Annotated in this window: 26 protein-coding genes and 3 pseudogenes; 18 read left to right on the forward strand and 11 right to left on the reverse strand. The window is 54.0% G+C overall.

Annotated features, from left to right (window positions below):
• Positions 1 to 682: 682 nt before the first annotated feature.
• Entirely contained in the window at positions 683 to 1,918 is a 1,236-nt protein-coding gene (locus AACY31_RS24435; protein WP_339505188.1) for an FYVE zinc finger domain-containing protein, read from the forward strand.
• Between the two features lie 133 nt (positions 1,919 to 2,051).
• Here AACY31_RS24435 and AACY31_RS24440 read toward each other — a convergent pair whose 3' ends face one another.
• Complete coding sequence (locus AACY31_RS24440) at positions 2,052 to 2,921, reverse strand: AraC family transcriptional regulator (RefSeq protein WP_046063517.1); 870 nt, start codon at positions 2,919 to 2,921, stop codon at positions 2,052 to 2,054.
• 422 nt (positions 2,922 to 3,343) lie between these two features.
• Between AACY31_RS24440 and AACY31_RS24445 the strand changes: the two genes are divergently transcribed.
• Together AACY31_RS24445 and AACY31_RS24450 are read left to right on the forward strand one after the other, a co-directional pair.
• Positions 3,344 to 3,856 carry a hypothetical protein gene (locus AACY31_RS24445; protein WP_079302034.1) on the forward strand — a complete coding sequence of 171 codons (513 nt, stop codon included), beginning with the start codon at positions 3,344 to 3,346 and terminating at the stop codon, positions 3,854 to 3,856.
• A 205-nt stretch (positions 3,857 to 4,061) separates the two neighbouring features.
• On the forward strand, positions 4,062 to 5,075 hold the full coding sequence (locus AACY31_RS24450) for an IS110 family transposase (RefSeq protein WP_339505190.1): 1,014 nt from the start codon (positions 4,062 to 4,064) through the stop codon (positions 5,073 to 5,075).
• A 517-nt stretch (positions 5,076 to 5,592) separates the two neighbouring features.
• On the opposite strand, the gene AACY31_RS24455 is transcribed toward AACY31_RS24450, so the two are convergent.
• Positions 5,593 to 5,832: a hypothetical protein gene (locus tag AACY31_RS24455; RefSeq protein WP_339505191.1), complete on the reverse strand. Its 240-nt coding sequence runs from the start codon at positions 5,830 to 5,832 to the stop codon at positions 5,593 to 5,595.
• Between the two features lie 56 nt (positions 5,833 to 5,888).
• Between AACY31_RS24455 and AACY31_RS24460 the strand changes: the two genes are divergently transcribed.
• Entirely contained in the window at positions 5,889 to 6,584 is a 696-nt protein-coding gene (locus AACY31_RS24460; RefSeq protein ID WP_339505192.1) for a hypothetical protein, read from the forward strand.
• On the opposite strand, the pseudogene AACY31_RS24465 reads toward AACY31_RS24460, so the two are convergent.
• Positions 6,581 to 6,664 (reverse strand): annotated as a pseudogene (locus tag AACY31_RS24465) (DNA cytosine methyltransferase); the annotation flags it as partial. The gene AACY31_RS24460 and the pseudogene AACY31_RS24465 overlap by 4 nt on opposite strands.
• A 134-nt stretch (positions 6,665 to 6,798) precedes the next feature.
• Between AACY31_RS24465 and AACY31_RS24470 the strand changes: the two are divergent.
• Positions 6,799 to 7,053 carry a hypothetical protein gene (locus AACY31_RS24470; protein ID WP_339505194.1) on the forward strand — a complete coding sequence of 85 codons (255 nt, stop codon included), beginning with the start codon at positions 6,799 to 6,801 and terminating at the stop codon, positions 7,051 to 7,053.
• A gap of 128 nt (positions 7,054 to 7,181) precedes the next feature.
• Here the strand turns inward: AACY31_RS24470 and AACY31_RS24475 are convergent, their stop codons facing one another.
• Together AACY31_RS24475 and AACY31_RS24480 are read right to left on the reverse strand one after the other, a co-directional pair.
• Positions 7,182 to 7,631, reverse strand: coding sequence for a hypothetical protein (locus AACY31_RS24475; RefSeq protein ID WP_339505195.1), 450 nt, complete (start codon positions 7,629 to 7,631; stop codon positions 7,182 to 7,184).
• Between the two features lie 471 nt (positions 7,632 to 8,102).
• Positions 8,103 to 9,389, reverse strand: coding sequence for a DNA cytosine methyltransferase (locus AACY31_RS24480; RefSeq protein WP_339505197.1), 1,287 nt, complete (start codon positions 9,387 to 9,389; stop codon positions 8,103 to 8,105).
• An 834-nt stretch (positions 9,390 to 10,223) separates the two neighbouring features.
• Here AACY31_RS24480 and AACY31_RS24485 point away from each other — a divergent pair.
• The gene (locus AACY31_RS24485) at positions 10,224 to 10,694 is read left to right on the forward strand and encodes a hypothetical protein (RefSeq protein WP_339505198.1); all 471 of its coding nucleotides are present in this window, start codon (positions 10,224 to 10,226) and stop codon (positions 10,692 to 10,694) included.
• Between the two features lie 159 nt (positions 10,695 to 10,853).
• On the opposite strand, the gene AACY31_RS24490 is transcribed toward AACY31_RS24485, so the two are convergent.
• The gene (locus AACY31_RS24490) at positions 10,854 to 11,021 is read right to left on the reverse strand and encodes a hypothetical protein (protein WP_339505199.1); all 168 of its coding nucleotides are present in this window, start codon (positions 11,019 to 11,021) and stop codon (positions 10,854 to 10,856) included.
• 405 nt (positions 11,022 to 11,426) lie between these two features.
• On the opposite strand from AACY31_RS24490, the gene AACY31_RS24495 reads away from it, so the two are divergent.
• Entirely contained in the window at positions 11,427 to 11,699 is a 273-nt protein-coding gene (locus tag AACY31_RS24495; protein WP_003203821.1) for a hypothetical protein, read from the forward strand.
• A gap of 267 nt (positions 11,700 to 11,966) precedes the next feature.
• Here the strand turns inward: AACY31_RS24495 and AACY31_RS24500 are convergent, their stop codons facing one another.
• Both AACY31_RS24500 and AACY31_RS24505 read right to left on the reverse strand, forming a co-directional pair.
• Complete coding sequence (locus AACY31_RS24500) at positions 11,967 to 12,491, reverse strand: DUF2867 domain-containing protein (protein WP_046063484.1); 525 nt, start codon at positions 12,489 to 12,491, stop codon at positions 11,967 to 11,969.
• Positions 12,492 to 12,515: 24 nt separating this feature from the next.
• Positions 12,516 to 13,160 carry a DJ-1/PfpI family protein gene (locus tag AACY31_RS24505; RefSeq protein ID WP_339505200.1) on the reverse strand — a complete coding sequence of 215 codons (645 nt, stop codon included), beginning with the start codon at positions 13,158 to 13,160 and terminating at the stop codon, positions 12,516 to 12,518.
• A gap of 126 nt (positions 13,161 to 13,286) precedes the next feature.
• Between AACY31_RS24505 and AACY31_RS24510 the strand changes: the two genes are divergently transcribed.
• From AACY31_RS24510 to AACY31_RS24550, 9 genes are all read left to right on the forward strand, one after another.
• On the forward strand, positions 13,287 to 13,856 hold the full coding sequence (locus AACY31_RS24510) for a TetR/AcrR family transcriptional regulator (RefSeq protein WP_079302038.1): 570 nt from the start codon (positions 13,287 to 13,289) through the stop codon (positions 13,854 to 13,856).
• A gap of 103 nt (positions 13,857 to 13,959) precedes the next feature.
• Entirely contained in the window at positions 13,960 to 14,715 is a 756-nt protein-coding gene (locus AACY31_RS24515) for a hypothetical protein (protein ID WP_079302039.1), read from the forward strand.
• A gap of 487 nt (positions 14,716 to 15,202) precedes the next feature.
• The gene (locus AACY31_RS24520) at positions 15,203 to 15,748 is read left to right on the forward strand and encodes a DUF4410 domain-containing protein (RefSeq protein ID WP_079302041.1); all 546 of its coding nucleotides are present in this window, start codon (positions 15,203 to 15,205) and stop codon (positions 15,746 to 15,748) included.
• Between the two features lie 144 nt (positions 15,749 to 15,892).
• Positions 15,893 to 16,111 (forward strand): hypothetical protein, encoded by a 219-nt coding sequence (locus tag AACY31_RS24525; protein ID WP_079302042.1) that lies wholly within the window; start codon positions 15,893 to 15,895, stop codon positions 16,109 to 16,111.
• Positions 16,112 to 16,370: 259 nt separating this feature from the next.
• Entirely contained in the window at positions 16,371 to 16,724 is a 354-nt protein-coding gene (locus tag AACY31_RS24530; protein ID WP_139381066.1) for a hypothetical protein, read from the forward strand.
• Positions 16,725 to 16,896: 172 nt separating this feature from the next.
• Complete coding sequence (locus tag AACY31_RS24535) at positions 16,897 to 17,097, forward strand: hypothetical protein (protein ID WP_079302043.1); 201 nt, start codon at positions 16,897 to 16,899, stop codon at positions 17,095 to 17,097.
• A 196-nt stretch (positions 17,098 to 17,293) separates the two neighbouring features.
• On the forward strand, positions 17,294 to 17,731 hold the full coding sequence (locus AACY31_RS24540) for a hypothetical protein (RefSeq protein WP_063320330.1): 438 nt from the start codon (positions 17,294 to 17,296) through the stop codon (positions 17,729 to 17,731).
• A gap of 346 nt (positions 17,732 to 18,077) precedes the next feature.
• Positions 18,078 to 18,584: an AAA family ATPase gene (locus AACY31_RS24545; RefSeq protein WP_079304523.1), complete on the forward strand. Its 507-nt coding sequence runs from the start codon at positions 18,078 to 18,080 to the stop codon at positions 18,582 to 18,584.
• An 80-nt stretch (positions 18,585 to 18,664) separates the two neighbouring features.
• Positions 18,665 to 19,198 carry a GNAT family N-acetyltransferase gene (locus tag AACY31_RS24550; protein ID WP_235868028.1) on the forward strand — a complete coding sequence of 178 codons (534 nt, stop codon included), beginning with the start codon at positions 18,665 to 18,667 and terminating at the stop codon, positions 19,196 to 19,198.
• A 138-nt stretch (positions 19,199 to 19,336) separates the two neighbouring features.
• Here AACY31_RS24550 and AACY31_RS24555 read toward each other — a convergent pair.
• Together AACY31_RS24555 and AACY31_RS24560 are read right to left on the reverse strand one after the other, a co-directional pair.
• A pseudogene (locus tag AACY31_RS24555) lies at positions 19,337 to 19,531 on the reverse strand (DUF6434 domain-containing protein); the annotation flags it as partial.
• A gap of 32 nt (positions 19,532 to 19,563) precedes the next feature.
• Entirely contained in the window at positions 19,564 to 20,418 is an 855-nt protein-coding gene (locus AACY31_RS24560; RefSeq protein WP_339505205.1) for an AraC family transcriptional regulator, read from the reverse strand.
• Between the two features lie 131 nt (positions 20,419 to 20,549).
• On the opposite strand from AACY31_RS24560, the gene AACY31_RS24565 reads away from it, so the two are divergent.
• Both AACY31_RS24565 and AACY31_RS24570 read left to right on the forward strand, forming a co-directional pair.
• On the forward strand, positions 20,550 to 21,056 hold the full coding sequence (locus tag AACY31_RS24565; RefSeq protein WP_339479959.1) for an AAA family ATPase: 507 nt from the start codon (positions 20,550 to 20,552) through the stop codon (positions 21,054 to 21,056).
• A gap of 521 nt (positions 21,057 to 21,577) precedes the next feature.
• Positions 21,578 to 21,871 (forward strand): annotated as a pseudogene (locus AACY31_RS24570) (hypothetical protein); the annotation flags it as partial.
• A gap of 46 nt (positions 21,872 to 21,917) precedes the next feature.
• Here the strand turns inward: AACY31_RS24570 and AACY31_RS24575 are convergent.
• Positions 21,918 to 22,406: a hypothetical protein gene (locus AACY31_RS24575; protein WP_339492892.1), complete on the reverse strand. Its 489-nt coding sequence runs from the start codon at positions 22,404 to 22,406 to the stop codon at positions 21,918 to 21,920.
• Positions 22,407 to 22,430: the final 24 nt, after the last annotated feature.

The raw sequence follows: 22,430 nt of genomic DNA on the forward strand, positions 1-22,430 counted from the left end.
TCACTCGGGCTGTGTCCTTGCTTGATCGGTGTGTGTTCGCAACTATCACCGTAGACCAAGGCCAGCCTTTTTTCATTTTTTGCAGCCGTATCAGTTAGTTAGCCGTTAAGTAAGTGCCATTCGGGACAGATTTATTTTTGCGTCGCTGCGCTGAGAGTTTTATCGAATGGATTCGCTTGGATCAGCTGGCAGCGAGCTAGAAAATAAATCTGTCCCCTTTTCCCGACTTGGATCGGGACTTTTGCGTTGCGCCGGATAAAGAGAGGGCGACCTCAGGTTGTGCGCGAACACGTCCTGAGGCCACCAGAGTGCAGAACCAGCCGCAAGGCCCGCCACTGCGCGAGCGAGCAGGGGGACAGGCCACGATTATTAGATGGGCCGATTACAAGTGAGCTCAAATCGGGGGCCGTCCCCGGCTTTTATTCGCCGGTTGGCGTGATTCGAGTTTGTGGGCTATTCCTTGGTGTTCCGACATTGGGTCAGGTCAAGGCGCGAGTCATGAGCAATCAAGCGTAAGTTGATGCCTTGGAACACTTGCTCTCGATCATCAAATCGAGCGAAGTGAGCATTGCGGCATACGAGATTTTCGACAGTCGCAGGCCATCACTGATGGCTAGCGCAGCCACGTGTTGCTAAGCGGCCAAGCGATCCCCCCGCCAATTTCTTCTCTCAAGGACGAGCCATGTTAACGGTCAACGAGATCCTTGTTTTCGACTGCACCGATGAGGGCGTGGAGCAACTGGTGCGGGAGAGAAAGATCCGGCCTTTCCGCAGCAAACAGCTCAAGACGACATTCTGGAGCACGCAGGTGGCGCCACGGCTCGCCGCCGACGAATCGGCGCTGTTCCTGCCAACGTTCAACGATTGGGTAGCAGCACCCATTGCGAGCGGCAATGCCCGCGGGCAATTCGTCTCCGTGTCTTCGAACAGTCCGTTCGGGCCTGCCGGGCGCCTGGACGGTGAACCTACCAGTCTGGCATTGCAAAGCACACAGGAAAAAACATTCACGTCGATTGACACACTGATCATCGCGCTACGAGGGCATGTTGCAGCCACGGATAACAGGCAAAAAGAAGAGCGCCTGGCGCTCGATGTCCTCGCCAACGTCAAGATGTTCGAACGTTATGTGCTGGACCGATTAATAGGGAATATCCAGCAGGCTATCACCAGCAGACGACGCAACTGCCCTGAGGGCGAGTCGTACTACGGCCCCGGCGCGACACTGGATTGGACCCGGGACATTGTCGACGCCCTCGCAACCGAGTTGCCGCTGACCCGGCTGTATAAAAAGGTCGCCGCTATCCACGACTTCTGCCGCTGCAACAGATTCGAGACGCCAAATCGAGGCACTACCCGAGGTATGCGCATCGAGAACGAGAAATACAGCCTTGCGGAGGACAACCCCTGGATCGCCAACCAGCGCAGCCTGAACAACTCCATCTGGGCAGGTAAATCCGGCTCGGCGATGGATATGGTTTACGCCGCCACGCAAATGGGTATCGAGGACGATGATAGCCTTGCCGCGCTGGCGTTCTGTATTGTCGCCTTCTTTCATTTCATGCCGACCAGCCAGAGTTCGACCCACACCTACCACGAGGTCATGACCGGCGCGACGAGCGTGCATAAAGGAATCGAAACGTTCTACAAGGCTGCGGAAGTTCCCGGTGGGCAGGACGTGTTTCGCCAGTTGCAAAGCCGCCCCAGCCTCTGGAAACCAGACGACAGCGTCCAACGCTGCCCCGGCTGCAATACTGCCTTTGGCGTCTTTACCCGTAAGCACCACTGTCGAGCGTGCGGCGGCATCTTTTGTGATAACTGCAGCAAAGAGACGAAGGTGGTACCAATGCCGGCTATCCGGCCGGGCAAAGCGCCCGAGACAGGGAATCTGCGCGTCTGTAAATCCTGTGCTAGCGGCTGATTGCCGCCGGAAAACAGGGCAGGCCACGATCTGATGATGAGTAAACTCAACGTCATGGGCTGTCCCGGGTTCGCTGGCCTGTCTGAATGGACATTCATCGACGTCAGTTCAGGATCGAAAACTGCTTGCCCCGCTATTGCAGCGGAACATACACATCAGTTTGCCAGTGATCCTGCGGTGTCTCGGGGTAGATGCTCAGGTAATGGAAGAACAGCGGCTGGTCACGAAGTTCCTCTCCACTGGCAGGAAGCCAATCGCGGTAAATCGGATAGATCGTTTCGCCGATGTGATCCGGTGACCCCACATGTCGTACCACGACGCAGCGACCGCCGGGAATGACGATTTCGCGCACGCCGAACTCATTCGGCGCCACGGCTTCGTGAATCTCGCCGCAGATTGCGAAGCGGAATGCTTGCGCAGGTGTCGTATCGGGGTTGCCATAGGGAATGCCAAAGCTGCGACTCGACGCCACCGGCGACTGTCCGCTCTGCTTACGCCACTCGATGAACTTGCGCACGCTCTCATTGACGAGCCCGGCGGGCCCGCAGTGTTCAAATGCAGCGACCCTGACTTCAGGGAATTGCACGATTCGTATTTGCATGATGATTTTCCTGGAAAAATGAGGGATTGCGAACACCGCATTCCAGACCTGCCAATTCGGTTCTTTCCTGAACGCACTCGGCGTCATACCGAACGCTCGCCTGAACGCCCTGCAAAATGCCTCCGGACTTTCGAAGCCGGCACCGAGTGCGGCCTCCAGTACCGAGTGATCAGCGACGGCGGCAAGGCGATGCGCCGCGCGTCGTAATCGCATCAGTTGCACATAACGTGAAACAGGCACGCCTACGAACGCGGTGAATTGTCGATGGAAGTGAAATGCCGAAAAGTTCGCCACATGGCTCAACGTATTCACCGACAGATCACCTTCGAGATTCTCGTTAATGTAGGCGAGGACGGCGTTGAAGCGTTTTGTGTAAGCGAAGTTGGTCGACATGTCAGACACTGGGAAAAGGCTCCTGGAAGTACGGTCGGCAATAGAGTCGACTATAGCGACATGAACGCGCCTAGCCGCGTTTGCTCAAAGCACGTTTTGGGTTGGCACATGCGATCTCTTCCACGGTGATATGAAGGTCGGGGGCATTTCAGGTGACCACTTCTGGCCGTTCTCTGCTGGTGTTCACTACTCGTGTACTGGTTAAGTCGAATGAGAAGGGGAAAAAGGACGAAAAAAGGGGTTTTTTTTGCTTCGCTGCGCTGAGAATTTTTATCGAATGGATTCGCTTGGATCAAATGGCAGCCGGCTAGAAAATAAATCTGTACCTTTTTCCTTTTTCCTTTTTCCTTTTTCCTTTTTCCTTCTCAAGCTTGAAATAGTGGCGGTTTGCCGGTATTACTGGCGCCATTTAATAGCAAGGTAGCTGGCCAGTGAAATTCGTTCGTAACCGTCTCACAGCAGTATCCGTCTTTGCCGCATTAGCTCTGAGTGGGTGCGCCAGCTATCCAGAAGAGACAAAGGTCAATTACGGCCCAGGAAAGATCGTCGTCGTGAGCAGACAGTATGTTTGCTACTGGGACGCGCAGATCATTGACGGTAAGCGTACCGGCGTGAATCTGTGCGGAAGATCCCATTCGGGCTTTTCCTTTGATGATCAACCTCAAATATGGGCAGGTCTAGGAAATCGGATGCCGCCCCAGTTTCAGCTCAGTGACGCTATCGCGGGAACGAAGGTGCCTCTTAAGGGCCATGTGGGCTTTCTCAAATGCGACCCGCTAAATCAAACCTCTAGCTCTAAGCCCCGTGTCACTTTTTGCAAGCTCACACTCAACGATCAGCTACTCATAAGTGCTGAGGTCGTATTTGAGGCAGGCTCCGATACACGTATGAATGACAAGCCCAATCCGATCTCTGCACTCATTGAAGCGGTGCGAAAACCGTAACACGCAGAAAAGGCAGAAAAGGGGGCCAGAAAAGGGGGCAGATTTATTTTTGCTTCGCTGCGCTGAGTTCATCGAATGGATTCGTTTGGATCAACTGGCAGGCGGCTAGAAAATAAATCTGAGAATCATCTGGCCGGCCTCCCCACCTCACGGAGGTGGCGCAAAATTCAAGGTGCGAACTTAGACTTTTGCTGAGGAGGCCGTGATGAAATTCTGTGGCATAGACCTGCATTCGAACAACAGCGTTGTCGTGGTAACCGACGAAACGGACAGAGTCTTGGTGAGCCGACGCTGTCCCAATGAGCTCACGCCGATCCTCTCACTGTTCGAACCACACCGTGACGAGTTGGTCGGTGTGGTGGTCGAGTCGACGTACAACTGGCATTGGCTGGTCGATGGCCTTATGGCCGCGGGCATGGACGTCAAACTGGCAAACCCGGTGGCGATGAAGCGCTACGACGGTTTGAAGCATTCAGACGACAAGGATGATGCGGTATTTCTCGCGCATTTGCTGCGACTCGGGATTCTACCGACGGGCTATATTCATCCGCCTCAGGAGCGTGCGTTGAGAGACTTGGCGCGTAAACGCATTCAACTGGTGCGCACAAGAACCCAGCATATCCTGGCTGTCGAGAACATTGCCGCGCGCCAGTTCGGCCATGGTTTTAGCTGTAATGAAATCAAAGGCTTTTCTGCCGCATCCGTTGACAGGCTGGGCCTGCCAACAGATGTGGCTTTGGCAATGAATGCCAATGTGGCGGTCATCCGGGCGCTTGAAGCGCAGATCGCCGCGCTTGAAGCGCGACTGCTTCAACAGGCCAAATTACGACCTGAGTATTTGTTGCTAAAAACGATGCCAGGCGTCGGTGAAGTACTGGCAACAGTCATCATGTTGGAAACCGGTGACATAGAACGTTTTGCAAAGGTCGGTCACTTTGCCTCCTATGCTCGGTGCGTAAAAAGAGCGCGCTACTCCAACGGCAAAAAGAAGGGTGAAGGCAACGCCAAAAACGGTAACGCGTACCTGATCTGGGCCTTTATTGAAGCGGCCAATTTTGCGCGGCAATTCAGTGACGATGCCAAACGATTTTTTGAGAAAAAGAAAGCCAAGACCAATGGCGTGGTGGCGACTAAAGCACTGGCTCACAAGCTAGCGCGAGCGACCTACCACATCCTTAAGGAGAAGCAGCCTTTTGACGCTAAACGCTGTTTCGCCTGAAGGGCGAGTCAGGTGATGATCGGGCAACCGAAAGGGGACTGGACGTGAGCCAAAAATCCGAGTGGCGTCCGATCATCACCGCTTGAGTGCGTTGTAACCGGGTCGTCCGCTAAGTGAGCCAGTAGAGACTGGACGTGCGCTTTGCGCACGAGCCACAGTTCTGTGACACGTTTTGGACACATTGGCGGTACCAACGTTTCTCTGGGGCAGTTCACTGCCAGGGCGGTGCGTGTTGTGTTGCTACCGCTTGATCCATATGGGTGTCAGGCACGACTCGGTCGTAGCCATTGATGAGAAAACGGGTACGACGGGTTCAACCGAGCAGGTTGAGACAAAGGGAAACCCTACAGTTAAAAGCTGCAGGGCGAGTTGGCTTTTAGCCTTGACTTGAGACCGGCTAATGGGTGTCCCCTTTTCCCCTCCTTTCGCTGCCGATATTGCGGCTCGTCGTCGCCAATAACCGTGACCTTGTATGCCGGGCTGCGATTGTTTGACCGGACGGCGCTGATCAGATCCTTCAGCGCGCCTTCAGCTCATCGTTCTGCAGATCCGCTGCGTTCAGGCGCAGCTGCAGGGCGTCACACTGGGCGGTGTTGCGTTCGAAGTGCTGCGCCAGCGTGCGCGCAAAGTCGTCGGCTAGCCGCTCAGTAATGTACTGACGGTAGTCGTGACGCTTCAGCACGGTCTTAAACCTTTCAGCGATGTACCCGCGACCGCCATCTGGAGTGTTCAGGTCGAAGCTGTTTTCTTTGGGCATGGGGGCACCTTGATGCCTGTTCAAGTAAGCTCAGGCATTATCAAAAGGAGTGGGTTATGGGCAGGGCATTAGCAATAATTGGGATCGTTCTTACTATCGGATACGCAATTTTTTCTTGGTGGCTGATCGGTGATCGCATCGAGACGTTACAGGGGATGCCACTAAATGAAGTGGGAGACTTTCTTGCGGGGGCTTTTGGTCCGATTGCTATCCTCTGGCTCGTTCTTGGGTTTTTCCAACAAGGTATTGAGTTACGGCAGGGAACCAAAGCACTTTTAATGCAGGCTGATGAGCTTAAGCAATCGGTTGAACAGCAGTCAGCTTTAGTTGAAGTGTCTAAGCGACAACTAGAGGCGGAAATTGCTTCCGTGTTTCAGCATTCGATGCAGCTTGAAAGGAGTGCTGAGCCCGACATTAGATTCTATTATAAGGATACGCTATATATCGGTGATCAAACCAATGCTCGCTTCCACTTGTCGAATCAGGGGCCAAAGTGTGAATTTTTGAAGGTGAATGTTGTTAATCCCGACGGAAGCTTTAGCGAGGTTTTCCGCTTGGACAGTTTCATTTCTTTTGAAGAGGCGCTTCTAATTCCCTATGGCCGCTTGAGCGCAAATGAGGCTGTCGAGATTTCCCTTAGTTACATTAAGGGTACCGGAACAGAATCTCAACAGAGCTTTGAGGTACTTGCAATTAGTGGGGGCGGTGGAGGAATAAATATCAAAGTATCAAAGTTGGCTATGTCTACCTAGGCGGCAGTCATTAGGGCTTCGATGATTCGCTTGCCCGCCAGCGGCGGTACTGCGTCGGTCATGTGCATGGTCAGCCGGTGTCGACGTGATAGGCCTTCATCTTTTCTGCGGGCATGGCTATGTCCTTGCCGGGGCATGCCCGGGCGATGGAGGGTGGATTGAAAGGTTCGGCTGGCCGTGCGACAGTCTTGGATCCATAAATGAGGATCGTTCGATGGCAATCACCGCTGACTACACAACGTTGATGGATCAGGCGTCGATGACGGCAAATGACTATCTATTCGCCGCGAAGGAGAAGATTGATCGGATCTTTGGGGAGGGATATGCAGCAAAGAACCCTGAGCTTGTAGCTGCGTTCATCAAGACAGCGGGTCAGGATTTCAATGCCGCAATCCTTGCTGTTGCCATCCAAGAGGCATCGTCAAAGATCGAATCCGCTCTCCACGCCATTGCCGACAGCAACAGCTAAGCCGCTACCGCTCTAACTTCAGTCTGCCGCCATGGATCGTTGGCTCGCGCCAGTGCTGCCATCGGCGGCGGGTTGGCGCTGTTGCCGCACATGCGCTCCGCTGCCATATAGTTTTAGAGGATTTTACCTTAGTCAGGGAATTCTAATTGGTTTGGTTGTTTGAGCTTGAGTATGTAACGAACTGCCTTAACTATCCTTTCCTCTGAGTGTGGGCTGCAAAATAAGCCGAACAAAGTTTCACTTGGTTGCGGATGCCACTCACTTGGAGGTGTTGCAGTATAAACTTTAATGCATGCCCCATTGGCGCATTGATAAACTGAGCCAGGATTGAACTCTGCCGGCATCTCAAAATCTAGAATATCAAACTCGTAATAGGTTCGTATTGATCCATGTGCTCTATATACCCGGAAATTGCTATTTGCATGCTCCACCTTGGAAACGTATGAGCATCCCACAAGGTAGTCCTGAATATACTGATAGGTCTCCTCTTCGCTGGGGGCTTTAGCGAGTGATGAGCCGCAAAAAATTAATGCCATAGCACCTGCTATCACTTTGGTTCGCAGTTCCAATAGCCACATTTTAATCCACTCCCACTTTTGTTGGACGGAGAACCGTAGTTTATTAGTTCGGTAGATGTTGAGGGCGGCGGTAGTTTTGCAGCATTGCGGATACTACGATTTTTCAAACAGTTATTTATTTCTTTTCCCGATTCGTAAAAGCAAGCGGAATCAGTGTTTCCGTTTTGTTTACAGGTTCTGAATATTCTGGTGCCCGCATCAGAGCAGAGCCTGTCATCCTCGACTGTCGTGTCTCCGCTGCTTTTCTCGCAAGCTAGAGTGAACAGCACGATTGAAAAAAATATCGAAAGTTTTTTGCTCATTTTCTTGACGTCCTATTAAGATAAGCCTGTATTGCTCGGCGAAGACGGCATTCAGAATGAATCTCCTTGGCTCGGGATGAGGCCTGTTAAGCGTAGCCCATAGTTTTGCTATGTTTCCCTGCTATCCGACACAAAATCCAGAATCACATTAGGCACCTGGCTGATGTGATCAGCCGTACGGGCTGGTTTTAAGTTCTATCAGAAGGCGCCGACCGATCCAGCGGACGACGGGGACCGCCTTGCTGTTGCCGATAGCCTTGTAGCGTGGACCGTCCGGGCAGTCCTCGGCGGGCTTGCTGCGCCACGGGATCAGCGTGTAGTCGTCGGGCATGCCCTGAAGGCGCTCAAACTCTCTTGGGGTGAATCGCTGCAGTAATGAGCGATCGAGGAAAGCGTTCTCGCTGCCATTGTTCCTTCCCAACGTGTGGGCCTGGTTGATCCGAATATCGGGATCTTGCGTGCCATGCACCACCAGATGGCTGTGGCCGTGGTTGGCGTCCTGATGGGTGCATCCATGGAGCCGTCCGTAACTCGTATCAATTGGCGGCACCACGAAGAACGTCTCGCTTTCGATGTCGAGACGGCTGTCCTTGGCCGTGAGTGTCGCGGCGCGCTCGATCGATCCGTCCAGGCCGTGGCCGACGAAGACCGGGATGCCGCCGAATATGATCACCGCCGGGCCTTCGTCGCCCTCGCAGTTCGGACAGCCGTAATGCCCTAGGGATTCAGGGAAGACGTACCCGCATCCGCACTGGAGCGCAGGGCCGAAAGGAGCTGTAACGTCTTGCCCCTGGCCTCGGCGCGGCGCAGTATCCCGGCGCACGCCTTCTCGCTCAAAAAGTACCTCGGTGGGATCGAACCCGTCTCGAGCACTTGCGACAACGAACACACGGCGGCGTCGCTGGGACAGTCCGAAATAGTGGGCGTCCAGAACCCGGCACATGATTGTTCTTTTGGGTCCATACACACAACCAGCGTTCGACCATTTCTTCCCTGAAGGCTGCAGTTCGCAGTCTTCCCCAGCAAGCGCGCCAAGAAAGCATCCGAAGGCGTTCCCTTTGTCATTGAGGACGCCGGGGACGTTTTCCCAGACGATTACGCTGGCGGGCTTTCGCTGGCCGGCGCGAACATAGTCAATTGCATCTGCAAGCTCCACGTATTTGATTGTGAGGGCGCCGCGAGGGTCGGTTAGGCCTTTGCGCATGTCGGCGACCGAGAAGGCCTGGCACGGGGTGCCTCCGACCAGCACGTCTGGTGCGGGGATCTTCCCTGCCAGCACCAGGGCCCCGAGCTTCGTCATGTCGCCAAGGTTCGGAGTGGCTGGGTAGTGGTGGACCAGGATTGCCGACGGAAATGCTTCGATCTCAGCGAACCGGGCGGCCCGCATGCCGAGCGGCCTCCATGCAAGCGTTGCCGCTTCGATACGGCTGCACACGCTTCCGTAAGTAATGGGCATAATGGCTACTCGCCGGTATATGTTTTAGGAGGACGATGTGGTCGGTTTCGAGCCAATGGGCACTCATGCGGATTCAATATCAGACGTTAGAAGGCGCATTGGTGTAGCAGCGCTGCTTACCTGCATGTCCATAATTGCTGTAGTAGTTTCCATTCAAGGGATATGGAAACCAGCTTCGGAACCGATTGGTGTATGGGTTATGCGGTCGGGAGCACTTGTGACAGTTTTCGCGATACTTGCGGATCGTCTGCTCGCTGAGGGGCTACAGCGCCTACCAAACACTCTCATCAAGTTCGAGCCTTGGATGTCTTTTCAGCGCAAGCTGCTTGCTTTGCAGGTCATATTGGGCACCGTCATTTGGGGTTACGGTGATCTGCTGCCATTTCTGAACAATACATAGAAGATCCTCGCTGGTTGGCGTGATTCGAGTTTGTGGGCTATTGGTTGATGGCCCGGCATGAGGCCGGATCAAGGAGCGGCAATGAATTGTTTGGTATGCGGTACAGCAGCGAATCAAAACCCTTCGAGCGGCGATTATCTGGAAATCGACTGCCGGGATTGTGGCGTGTTTCGAATTTCTCGAAGCCTGATTGCGGTTATCTACAACAGGGTATTTGACGTTGAGAAGACTCGATATTTCTTAGCGAACATTCCCAGGACCGGCGACATTCCGACACTGAGTACGCTTGATGAGGAGTGCCTTCGCGCCCCATAAATTACTGATAGCAATGTTCCGGTCAGGCACCCACCCTCCGCGCCCGGCGGTGGCAATTTGGTTTGGGTTAAGGTATTACGGGTGACTGGCATGGGGCCGGCTATTTGGATTTTTTTGAAATGAATAAGACGGATTTTGAATACGACGCGGACCTCTTCGCCAATAAAATCGGCAAGACACGGTGGGCCGTAAAAGGCGCTCAAACGAGGTTGCTGGAGCGTGTGGAGCATTGGGAAGAGCTCGGAAACCAATTTTTGGGTGGCGCAATTTCAGTGTCGTCTTTGGCTGGGCAGAACCGGATAGATGGTCAAGTTCTTGGAAAAAAATTCGCTATCCAGTACGGTCCTCTAGGTCGAGAAGAAAACGGTGTGCTGGAAGCAGTGTTGTTGATTTATAGTCTAGTAGCTGGCGAGCCGGTTGTGATCAGCCGCTTTCTCGTTGCGCCTGACGGATCAATCCTTGCGGCAAGCGGAGATTTGATTATTGATGGGAATGCGCCAAGCTTCAGCTTTAGATTCATGATCGCCATCGTCAATCGCGTACTTAACACATCCGCTCGGAATTCAAGCCTGCTGAGCGCCGAAGATTAATCCTACTCTCCATCTTCAGTGTTCATCTGTAGCGATTCGGCGAATCCTGCTTGCCGTAATTTGCGCGCCACGTTTTCAGTTATCTCGTAACCGTGGCGCTTTACTTTGAGGAGCGGAGCCGACTTCTCATAGCTCAACGAGTGAGCATGCGATCAATCGCTAGATAGTGGTGCGGTCCTTCTTCTCGCTCAGATCTGCTGTGAGAGCCGTCAACCGGTCATGCATTCCCTGGCGGAAATAGTGGCGGATAATGTCGGACGGCCCTTTGACTTTCGGCTGTGCCTGCGGCAGATCCTCGGCGCGGCTATTCAGAACCAACAGCTGCACCGCCTCGCTGACTTCCTCGATCTGATGTCAGGACATCAACTCATAATGTCCCTTCGCTGTGGCTTATGAGGGCTCAAACGAGCACCGCGAGAGGCATTGACGCAAATTCCTACACAAACCTCGGAAACCAGCGCATTGCAGCATCTGGATATGCAACTTATTGTCCCTCTGTCGCCCAGATGGCGATTCGGGTTTGGCGACTCGATTGAATGAAGCGCAAAAGCTCCTGCTACACTGCGGGGCTTTTTTGCAGTTGCAGACTGCTTTATGGCAGCTGTGTGCGGGAGACTTTCGAGTCTGCCGGTTCGCTTTCATTCCCGGTTCGCCAACCCGAGCACAGCTGCCACCCTTTCGTTTGGCGACGTTTGAGTGGTAGTCCTTATCAATTGAATGAAGGTACTGCTCATGACCCGATACATGCCCATCACCGGCATCGACTGCATCCCCGCAACCCTGCTCATCGACACTGAGGCCCCTCTAGACGTCCTGTTCGAAACCGCCGATTACCGCATCCGCACGGTGACCCAAGTCTTGGAAAATATCGCGTTTCGCTCGGACATCAGCTCAGACACCGTGGTGCTCACTGATTTTTGTAAATTGTTGACCACATCGTTACGCGATGGCTGTGATGTCATGGATGTGATTGGAAGACGATTGCGGGCGCAGGCGGCGGAGTAATGAAGACGGGCGACCTATAAGCCGCCCGTTCATAAGAGGAGAGCGGGGGACAGACTACGATTAAGAGACGGTTCGTGGTTTGTCCCCGGTGCTTCAACAAGCGAGGGTGGCTTTATCGCCGAGTGGGAGCTTGCTCCCTTTCGGCGGCGCAGCCGTCGTAAACCGGTTGATGCGGTTTGTCTGTAAAACGGCGCCATCCCTTTTTGGGGCGGCTTCGCCACCCAGCGGGAGCAAGCTCCCTCGCCACGGGGTTTGTGGCGTCGCGGCTCAGGCAGCCAAAGGCCAACCAATGCGCGCTGCACGGCGCAGGCTCGCCTTAACAACCAAGCGGTGAAACGGGGCAATAACGAAAATGTAGGCCCGGCCCAGACGGTTGTGGCACTGGACCACGGTTGAAAAAACCAGTTGGCGACTGCCTTCTGGCTCAGCCTCTTCAGAACACAGGATCGATATCCGGAAGTCGAGGTGCTTGTCGTCCTCTCCCAACACGATTTCAGTCTGGTTCGTGCTGTAGACCTTGAAGATTTGAATCCGATGAGCAAGTGTCGCCAGATGTCTGGCTGTCTTGAGACCAAAACAGGCAACGACAGTGTCTCGGACTTTCATGAGCCATCCGATCCAGGATGGCTGGTGGGAAAGGATGAATCGCGCAAGCAAGTCTGGGTCGCTGGATGTGCCCGCAGGGAGCTGAATCGCAAAAGCGTCCGCCAGGTTCGTCGACTTGTAGAGGTGGGTGATGCCGGACCTCGAGGGGACCGGCACGGACTTAATGAGCTCAAATTCTCGGGGCATCGGGGATCTCTTCCTGAGTTCTAACTACCAATTAGATGACATGCCATGTCGCGTTTCTTGTTGGGCGGCGCCAACTTCTCCTTGTCGGATACTGAGCCCGATCAGCACATCATACAGCGCTTGCTGTCCAGCCGGCAGAACAGGGAGCAACGTAGCACGGCGCTTGTCGGCATCGAACCAGGATTCAACCAACCATCCCACCAGATAGAGCGCCGAAAGGCACCCGCCAGCAGTTGCAACGTTGCCCTGGCATACGAGAGGCTGGTCCACGGGCTCAAGTCCCAGCGCTTGCAAGCCCGATCGTGCATCGGGGTGTGTCGTTGCTCGGCCGCTGAGCAGCCCAAGCCGTTGAAGGATGAAAGCGCCGGCGCATAGGGAGCCGATTCGCTGGCGTCTGGGGTCAAGTTCAAACGACGGCAGGAAATCCGGGGCGGCCAGTGCAGCGGGTACTCCTTCCTTGCCGCTGACGAACAATACCGCGTCGGCACTATTGGCCTCGGAAAGCGGACCGTGTACCGAAACAGGCAGGCCGTGGGCCGATCGTACGACAGGGCTGGAACCCAATATTCGGACGTGCCAGTCCTCGGTGTTGCGGCCTAAGATGTCCCACATCAGGAATAGGTCGATATCAGTGAATTGGTCGAAAGCAACCAGAACGATTTTCTTCAAGGCGAGCTCCATGAAAAGTGCTGGGGTGCAAAACGCAACGGCCATCTTTGCTGGTGTTCGCAGCATATCGATCGGTTGCGCGCCATACACAGTCTGTATGGCGCCAAATAGGGAGCGAAATAACGGATGGAAAAACTAACGCGTCACCATTGGATCGCGGCTGGTTTTGAGGCCCTCGACCAGACAGGGCATATTGGCGTGTCAGCCGAGAGTCTATCGCGCCGATTGAATGTGACCCGCGGATCGTTCTATCACCATTTCCGCAATCGCGAAGATTTTGTCCGCACCTTGTTGGCCGCTTGGGAAGAAGACTACACGGAGCGCATGCTCGCTTTTGCGGCGCAAGGTCGTAGCGCGGGCGAAATCTTGAAACGCTACTTGAGTATTGCCGCTGAGAAACAACCCGGACGGGAAGTTTCCATCCGAGCCTGGTCGCTGCACGATCCGTTGGTAGGCGAGTTTCAGCAGCGTGTTGACACACGACGGTTGGACTTCGCGGTACGGACGTGTCGTCGCTTGGCCCATAGGCCAGGCGAAGCAGAAGTGATGGGGCAGGTGGCCCACCTGTGCCTGATTGGGGGTCAACAGGCAGGGCTGCGGCGTGATGCCGCTCGCTTCAACCGTTTCGTGCATCGAGCCTTTTCACTTTTCGAAGGGGTTCTTCCACCGTGGCGGCTTAGGCATGAGAAGAAATGAGCATGGGGAGTCCTGACCTGATAGCGTTGTGGACGGGTCATGGGTGGGGGCCGCGAATGGCCAAACCATGTGTTCCGATGTCTATTCGGGATGAGGACCGTTAATGCCGTACAACTACACGAACGGTCGGTACTTGGTCTTCAAAGGCCGGGGCAGCGATGGGGCACCCTTGGGCCGGATTCACCAGGACGGAATAGTTCGAAACCTCCTGGGTGAGCCGCTGTACTACATAAACATGGACGAACATGCGTTCAGTTCGGTCGATTTTATTTTTCAGGGCGGTATACAAAAATGTCGCGGCACGTTTTATGTGCTCAGCGACAAAGTTCTTTTCACATTTTCCGAGATGACGGTTAAGCCACTGGGAAACGAGACCGAGGAGCAGGCGCTTCACAGGGAGTTCAAAAGGAGGGCGCTAAGTTTGGCAGGGCAGATCGTTCAGGCGAAGAATGAGATGGTGCAGGCACGATTGGATATGGCCTGGTCCAATTTAAACCCTTGCCGTCGTTTCCGTGCCATCTTCACGAGCCGAGCCCGAAGGGGGCGAGCATTAGGGTGGCGTTACAGTGGGTTGGAAAGTGATCATGAGTTCAAATCGGAGTCTGTCTCCATCTCCTCATCATCAATCGCGACAATGGTCTTGTGGGCTGCGGATGCAAGAAAAATGCGGGCAGACCAGGATTATGAAGCGGCCCGATTAGACTTGAACTCAAATCGCGGCCTGTCCCCAGCTTTCTGGTTTCCGCCGATCGAGGTGGATTCCATAGCGGCACTTGCAGCAAGTCCCCGTCGTAGCTCGCGTTGGGAAAACATCCAGTCAATCTACACTCCGCGTTTTGCCCAGATACTCGTTAATTGATTGGGACTTAAATGAAAAAGGTAGTTTTGGCTCTCTCGCTGGTCACACTGGCAGCCTGCATGCCTTATCAATCAGTGACCTCGCCAGATCCAAATTGGATGCGTCTGGGTGGAGATGAGCCTGAAGGTTATCCAAGGACGTTTGTTGAGAACCTAAGTGGCAATTGCGCTCTGGTTACCGAGTCATGGTCTGAGGGAAGAATCAATGGTCGCCTGCTGTGGACCAAGAAGCAGTCTCGAAAGGCTGTTACCTGCCCATAGGCGCCTGTGTAAGGGCTGGTTTCGCGCCGATAAGAAGTGACAAACCACGATTCTGAGGCCGCCAGATTAATGCACGCACCTGGTCTGTCCCAGTCTTTGCTGGCCCGTCCTTGGCTCGTAGCAGCGAAGTAATGGTGCTAAATTCTGCGCGTCCAGCATGTGGGCCCATCTGGCTCGGCGGGATATTTAACTCCTCTCTCAACCGATTTTGTGGATATGGAAATTCAATGAACACACCCAAGCTTTCGATTGCGCTGTCCTGCGCTGTTGCTGTTTTGATGTTGAGCGGATGCGCTGCCTCTGTGAAAAGCGGCGGGACTGAAACGCTCGTCATTCAGGAGTCAGCCAAGCAGAACTTGATCGTAAACTTTCAAGGCAATAGCAAGGTTCAAAAAAACGAGGACTGGCCTCGCTTGAAGCAAGAGTGGAATGACGCCCTGCAAGTCGAAGCGACTCGCGCCGGCTACAGCCTTACAGAGGCTCAGGCATCAAGCCTCGAGGGCAAGGACGGTGTCGGTATCAAGATCAACGTGACCAATTTCCGTTACCTGACCCCTGGCGCGCGCTACGGAGCCGGGGTCATGGTGGGAAATGCGTGGGTCAATTCCAGTGCAGACTACTCGGACTTGAAATCAGGTCGTCTGATTGGAACTCGCACCTATGACACGTCGTCGTCGGCCTGGGAAGGTGTCATGTCGGCTATGACTCAAGAGCAGGTCCAGGCTATTTCTCAGAAAATCATAAGTGACATCAAGAGCGCAAAAGCCAAGTAATGCGATTCTGGCTAATGAGCGTCGGCGACCGGGCCGTCGATCTGATTCACGCTGTGTGAAACTTCAGGAAGTCGACGATCGGTTTGGTCGCTATGCGGATGAGCTCATGAACGGACGAATGAAGCGGGTTGCGGAAGAGCGCGGATGACTCAATGGAAAACACAGGGATTCTGGAGTAAGGCGTGGACCTATGTGGTGTTGGTATTTCTCGTAGTGTTTTCCTGTTACTCCGACGCGCCCTGGTTGGGCGACGGCCCATCCAAACGCAAGCGGGTCTTCAGCCCCGGTTTCATCGCGTTCTGCGCGCTGGTGGCGGTGTTTGAACTGATGGCGCTGAACCACTTTTATGGTGTGAGCGGATGAGGTGAGGGCAGAAAGAATTGGGGGCAACCGGGACAGGCCACGATTATGAGACGGCTGATTGAAAATTAACCAAAAATTGTGATCTGTTCCCAGTTTTCACCAATTCCCATCCACGCCAGAAGGCTGCATATGACGTGACCTGGATTATAGATTTTGTGTGGGCATGAATTGCCTGTGGGTAGTTGGTTTCTTTTTGTGAGTGGACGTAATGGATAATGCTGCGAAGAGTTTCCGATCTAATGTGGGACCAGCGTCTTGGATGAAAGCTAGAATGTGCCTTTGGACGTGTTATCTCCTCCTGTTCATTGCGACATCTATTCCGTTTATGTCTTTTTTTGATATCCGTCCTACTTTTGAAAACCCTGTCTTCTGGTTTCAACGCACAGGCTGCATAACTACTGTGTTTTCATTGGTCTGTATTGCGCTCGCCGACACTGCTGTTCGTTTGATACCCAAGCCTAGTGAAGACTTTCGTACTCATACACAAGAAGCTGTTGATGCTTATCTGAAAAAAATATATCAGGCGCGTGCCTCTGCGATGGTGGTGGCATTAATGGGGGCTTTAGTTTGGGGGTACGGTGATACCTTTATCAGGTATATGGGCTCCGCTTGATGGCTTTTCATGCTTCTGTCGTATGATTTCTATAGGTAAGACGGGGAAAGACGGGGACAGACTACGATCATGAGACGGAGCGATTACAATTGAGCTCGCACAGTGGTCTGTACTCAGTTTTCCCCAGTTTTCTCTGAAGCTGATGAAGCACGCCCTGAAGAAGAGGGAATCAATGCCAAAGAAACATCAGGAAAGCAAAGCAGTGACGGCTGCTGACATTGAGCGCTCTATCCAGACACTGAACAAGATGGCTGAACGCCTCTGGGGCGATGGTCGGGAGGCTGAGGCGAAAGCCTTGCTCGATGCCTTGGATGCTTTAAACAGGGCGCTCGATAGGATCAGGATTGGGGAGAGCCGCAGGGTTCTTCATTGAAGTGCGAAGGAAAATGGGACAGACACGATATGAAACGGGTCGATTGCAAGGGGCTAGAATCGTAGTCTGTCCCCAGTTCCATCCCCTCCAGCCACTGGGTTTTTGTCCTTGGTGGATGCCTGGCCAGTCTGTTGGCGTTTCATCAAGCCCATGCAAGTCGTGATATCGTTCTGCCACTTAGCAATGGAGGCAGGCGATGAAAGTCGATAATTGGCAAGGCTGGGAACCCGAGTGGCTTAGGCTGACTGAGCATTTCCTTAATGCACCGGCGGCACCCGGCGCCTACATAATCTGTGCAGACCACGAGATTCGCCGAGCTGTCGGTTCCGACGAGCACGGTATCTTGACTATTGGCGAATCGGACAATTTACGGCGGCGTCTTGCTGCGTTTGTGCGCTGCGCAAGGAATCCCGGAGTCTCAGGGCATATGGCGGGCTGGCGGTTTAATTACGCCTCTTTCGAAACCGTTTTCCCTTTGGACACACTTTGGGTTAGCTGGTGTCCGACTCTCGATAAGACAGCCGCCTATGCAAAAGAAGGTGAAATGTTAGCCCTCTATTTGGCCCAGCATTTCGAGCTGCCTCCTCTCAACTACAAATTTAACTGGCCAAAGCTGGAAGTGGCAGTGCTCTAGCCCCAGGGGGAAACGGGACGGGGGAAACGGGGACAAACCACGATTATGGGGCGGGCTGATTACGGATAAACTCAACATTGTGGATTGTCGCCGATTTCTAGGCGTCGGCGTACCTTTGGCGCGCAAAGAAAAGCCCGACTGGGGAGGCCGGGCTAAAAGGGTTTCACTAGGAGCTAAGATAACCATAGGCGCTCGGCTGTGAAAGGAATGTGAAAGATTGCGTTCAGTACGAGTTTTAAAATCGTGGTCTGCCCCTGGTTTCTCTGGTTTCTCTGGTTTCTGAAATCGAGCAATCTCTACCGCATGCGGCCTACACTGGGCTAGCTCTCTAATCGAAGGACATGGAATGCTCATCGTCTTCAGCGGCCTTCCCGGCACCGGAAAAACGACTATCGCCAATGATCTCGCCGCTACGACAGGCGCCGTGTACCTGCGGATCGATACGATTGAGCAGGCGATTCGAAACTCGGGCGCTCTTGCGCAAGATGTGGGACGCAGTGGTTACATGGTGGCTAATGAGCTTGCCCTGAGCAATCTTCGGTTGGGTCGCACAGTCATCGTTGATTGTGTCAATCCCGTCCTCGAAAGCCGAATCGCGTGGAGCGAAATCGCCTCACAGGCGAGTAGCCGATTGGCAAACATCCAAGTGATTTGCTCCGATAAAGATGAGCATCGGCGCCGGGTCGAAGCAAGGAGGGTTGATATTCCCGAGCTGACGCCGCCCACCTGGCAGTCGGTACTGGATCACGAATATGAGCTGTGGGATGAAACTACGTTTTGCATAGACACAGCCTTGACCTCTCCGGTGCAAGCGGTCTCGATGATCATCGACCGATTTCTGCCCAGTGAGTAGCGTCGGCTAAGTCCAAGGTAGCAAGGTGTGACGCGAACGCTTCGTTACCTTTTGTCAGGCTGGTCAACTCAAGCGCCTGCTTGGCTAACGAAACCGACGATAGAGACCCCGTCCATGCCTGCGCCGCTCGGATACAAATGGTGGGCGAGCCTATGCAATACCCAGTTGAGAACAATATGAACGTTCGAAAAGCCTTACTTACCGATGCAGAATCGGTGTCCAAACTCCTAAGCCAGTTAGGCTACCAAGCCTCGCCAAAGCTAATCCGAGATAAGCTTGAGGCTTTAGAGCTTAGCGCTCGCGATACCGTGCTGCTGGCACAAGACGGTAAAAATATTATCGGTGTCATAAGCCTGCACGTACTTGAACTGTTTCATCAGCCGGGTCGGCTCGGACGCATTACCTCCCTTGTCATTGATGAAAACTTCCGAGGACAAGGAGTAGGGGCAATGCTTGTTTTCGCTGCTGACGCGTTTTTTACAGAGCAACTTTGCGTCCGAGCTGAGGTGACTAGCAGTGATCATCGAATACAGGCTCACATTTTTTATCAGCAGCAGGGTTACGTGGTCGACGAACGCCGGTTTGTCAAACGGTATGATTCTTCAGGGGCATAGTAGGTTTAAATTCGGCGAGCTCGTCACCTTGATCAAAATAACGTCCTGCGAAGTCACCTTGCATGGGCGCGCCCATTTGAACATCCAGAGTGTCGGGCCTGATGCCCGTGGGGCGTTCAGTGGGGTATCGCGATTGTGCTGCAGCCACTCATCGACGGCTTCTCCGAGCGTTTTAGGTACACCATTACGTATCCAGGCCATAAAGCCTCTATCAAATTTAAAGCTCGCGCCGCAGTGCTCCACCATGAATCTGCGGACATTCTGTGTGTTTCGGTAATGCTTGCAAACGGTTGTATCTCTTGTGAGCGGATCACTGTGCCAATTAAAACTCATGGGGCGGGCTCCATGCTGGGTGGTCTGATTTATCAATTCATGGCATGGGAGGCTTGGCGTCTTGCAAGCGGTATCCACACGTCCACGTAACCCTTCCCTCGGGAGGGTTCGAAATCAGGACTGTACTCTTCGAACTCAGGCGCGTCGGCAAGCTCGTATTCGGATTCAGGCAACCAGTGAGTGAAAATGGTGAAGAACGTCTGATGGATCGTCGAGATATGGCCTTGGTGTCGAAACACGGCATAGTTTTGCTGCGGCACCCTGAAATATCGAAAAGCCGGAGCAAGACCGTCGATGCTGGACACCTCGGTGCCGGCAATGTACTCAAAACTACCATCCGGTTCAGGATTACAGCACAGGCCATAGCTCCCGTTGTTGACCTGATTGGGTACCTGTCCCAGGTAGGGGGAGAACGCTTGCCACAGGCCGACGATGCCTTCGTTCTTATCGAAGGTAAAACGATCCCCCAGGCCCGCGATGAAAAACTCTGCCCTAGTTTCAAAGCGAGGTTCAGAGAGTGTTATGAGCTTCCTTTCTTTCATACGTAAAGGCTCCACCAGCGAGAGAGGTTCATCCTCGTGCCCACGCACCTGCTTTGGAGTGAACCCAAACAGATCGCAGAAGGCGCGTGTAAAGGCTTCATGGGAGCCGTAGCCAGCATCCAGCGCTACTTGCAGGATATCTGGCGCACCTCGACGCAAGGTCAATGCCGCTTGGCTCAAACGCCGTGCGCGGATGTAACGCATCACCGACCAGCCCGTCGACAGTGCAAACAAGCGGGCCAAGGCAAAGGGAGACATGTTGCAATGGCGCGCGACACGTCCCAGATCGAGTTGGGATCCCAGCTCCAGCTCGATGTACCACAGGGCCCTTTCGATATTCAGCATGACGATCTCCATGAATGCTGAAGCGACGTTATCAAATGAATGGAGACAGCATTTGATCGCTCTTGCGGTTTCTGCTTTCTGCTGTCGTATAACTGGCTACACTGGATTTTTCACTCAGCGAAGGACATGGAATGCTCATCGTCTTCAGCGGCCTTCCCGGCACCGGAAAAACGACTATCGCCAATGATCTCGCCGCTACAACAGGCGCCGTGTACCTGCGGATCGATACGATTGAGCAGGCGATTCGAAACTCGGGCGCTCTTGCGCAAGATGTGGGACGCAGTGGTTACAGGGTGGCTAATGAGCTTGCCCTGAGCAACCTTCGTTTAGGCCGCACGGTCATCGTCGATTGTGTCAATCCCGTCCTCGAAAGCCGAATCGCGTGGAGCGAAGTCGCCTCACAGGCGGGTAGTCGATTGGCCAATATCCAAGTGATTTGTTCCGATAAACATGAACATCGGCGCCGGGTCGAAACAAGGAAGGTTGATATTCCAGGGCTGGCCCCACCCACTTGGCAGTCGGTACTGGATCATGAGTATGAGCCGTGGGATGAAGCTCTGTTTTGCATAGACACAGCCTCGACCTCTGCGGTGCAAGCGGTCTCGATGATCATCGACCGATTCCTGTTCGTTGAGTAGCGTCGCTGCGCCAGCGGCATCGACAAATGTGGGAACGCTCCAGGAGCGGAAGGGCAGGCAGGAATCCAGCGGCGTTGCACTTGACGCATAACAGCCAGGATTGGTACCGGAAAAAGGCTGGCTTCGAAATGGATTTACCGGCGCTCCGACTGTTTGGAATTGCTGCCACCCGGGGGACTCCACTCATAGAGAAATATGTATTTCTCAATGGCGGTGAACACCGCACGAGGTAAATGGAATAACGTCGTTCGAAGAATTCAGGGCCACATCCCATGAACTTCTCAAAGAGCTGGACGCTGCGACGATAAAAATGATGATGCTGGTTTCTGCGAAAGAGGTATCCGGTCCTTTTTGGGAGGATGCTGCCCAGCGGCATCATGACGCTGTAGATGCTTGGCATTCCTTTCTCAATATCCCTACGGATTTTGCGGCGAATCCACCTCTTCCCTAAGGGGGCGGAAGGGTGGCTTCTGGTCGCTGTCGGCGGCCACCGCCATGTGGCTTGTGCCGGAGGATCAGGTTCCGCAGACACTGGTTGGTGGACCTGGCTGTCGTGAACGCTGCCGGAAGATGCCGAAGCCGGCGGCGGCCTGCTGTTTGATCTGGGAGGCTATCGTGCGACCGTCGAAATCAGCGCGGTGGTGTTGGGCGTCTTTTCCGATCCGTACTGGAGCTGGGCGGATACCCGATACGCGCAAGACGTGGCTGACGAAATCGACAATGCCTTGCATAAACTCGTGGGAAGACAGCTGGAGGAACTGACGCTACCGGTACCTGGGAGCGCTCCAACCCTCGAATCAGCGCCACTGTTCTAGTGGGTTCTCCAACGAAATGGGCGACCTCAAGGGTCGCCCATTTGCGTTAAAGCCCTAGGCCTTCCTCTACCAGCGCGAGCAAGGTGTCCTCGTCCAGCATGGCGGGTCCAGGACGCGGTTGTCCGGTCAGACGCAGTACCTGGATATGCCAGAGCGATTCACCATGTTCGCCGAGTGTGCGCACGATGCAGTGTTCCTGCCCTTTCATATGGACTTCAATGCATCCCTCTCCCTTGGACGAGAAGCGCGCAATCGGGTCGAATGAAATGCGGTGATGATTGCCTTCGATCACCAGTTGATCGATGGCGTAGCTGTACGTCGAACCGCTGGTATGGCTTTCAAATACATGGGTGGGGTTGCGCCGAATATCCAGGCCCGCCTCGCACACGGGCGCCAGCCAGGTTTCGATCTGGCGATACAGTTCGTAGACCTGGGCGGGCCAGTGCTCGATCGCCAGGTCAGCGCAATTGTCGGTATCGGCGCGGGTTTGCTGGGTTTTCCTCAGTTTGGCCGCTAGCTCGTCTGCCTTGCTCATGTCGATTCCCTGTCGTGATGATAG

Source organism: Pseudomonas sp. RL_105y_Pfl2_101, from assembly GCF_963970585.1.
GTDB lineage: Bacteria > Pseudomonadota > Gammaproteobacteria > Pseudomonadales > Pseudomonadaceae > Aquipseudomonas.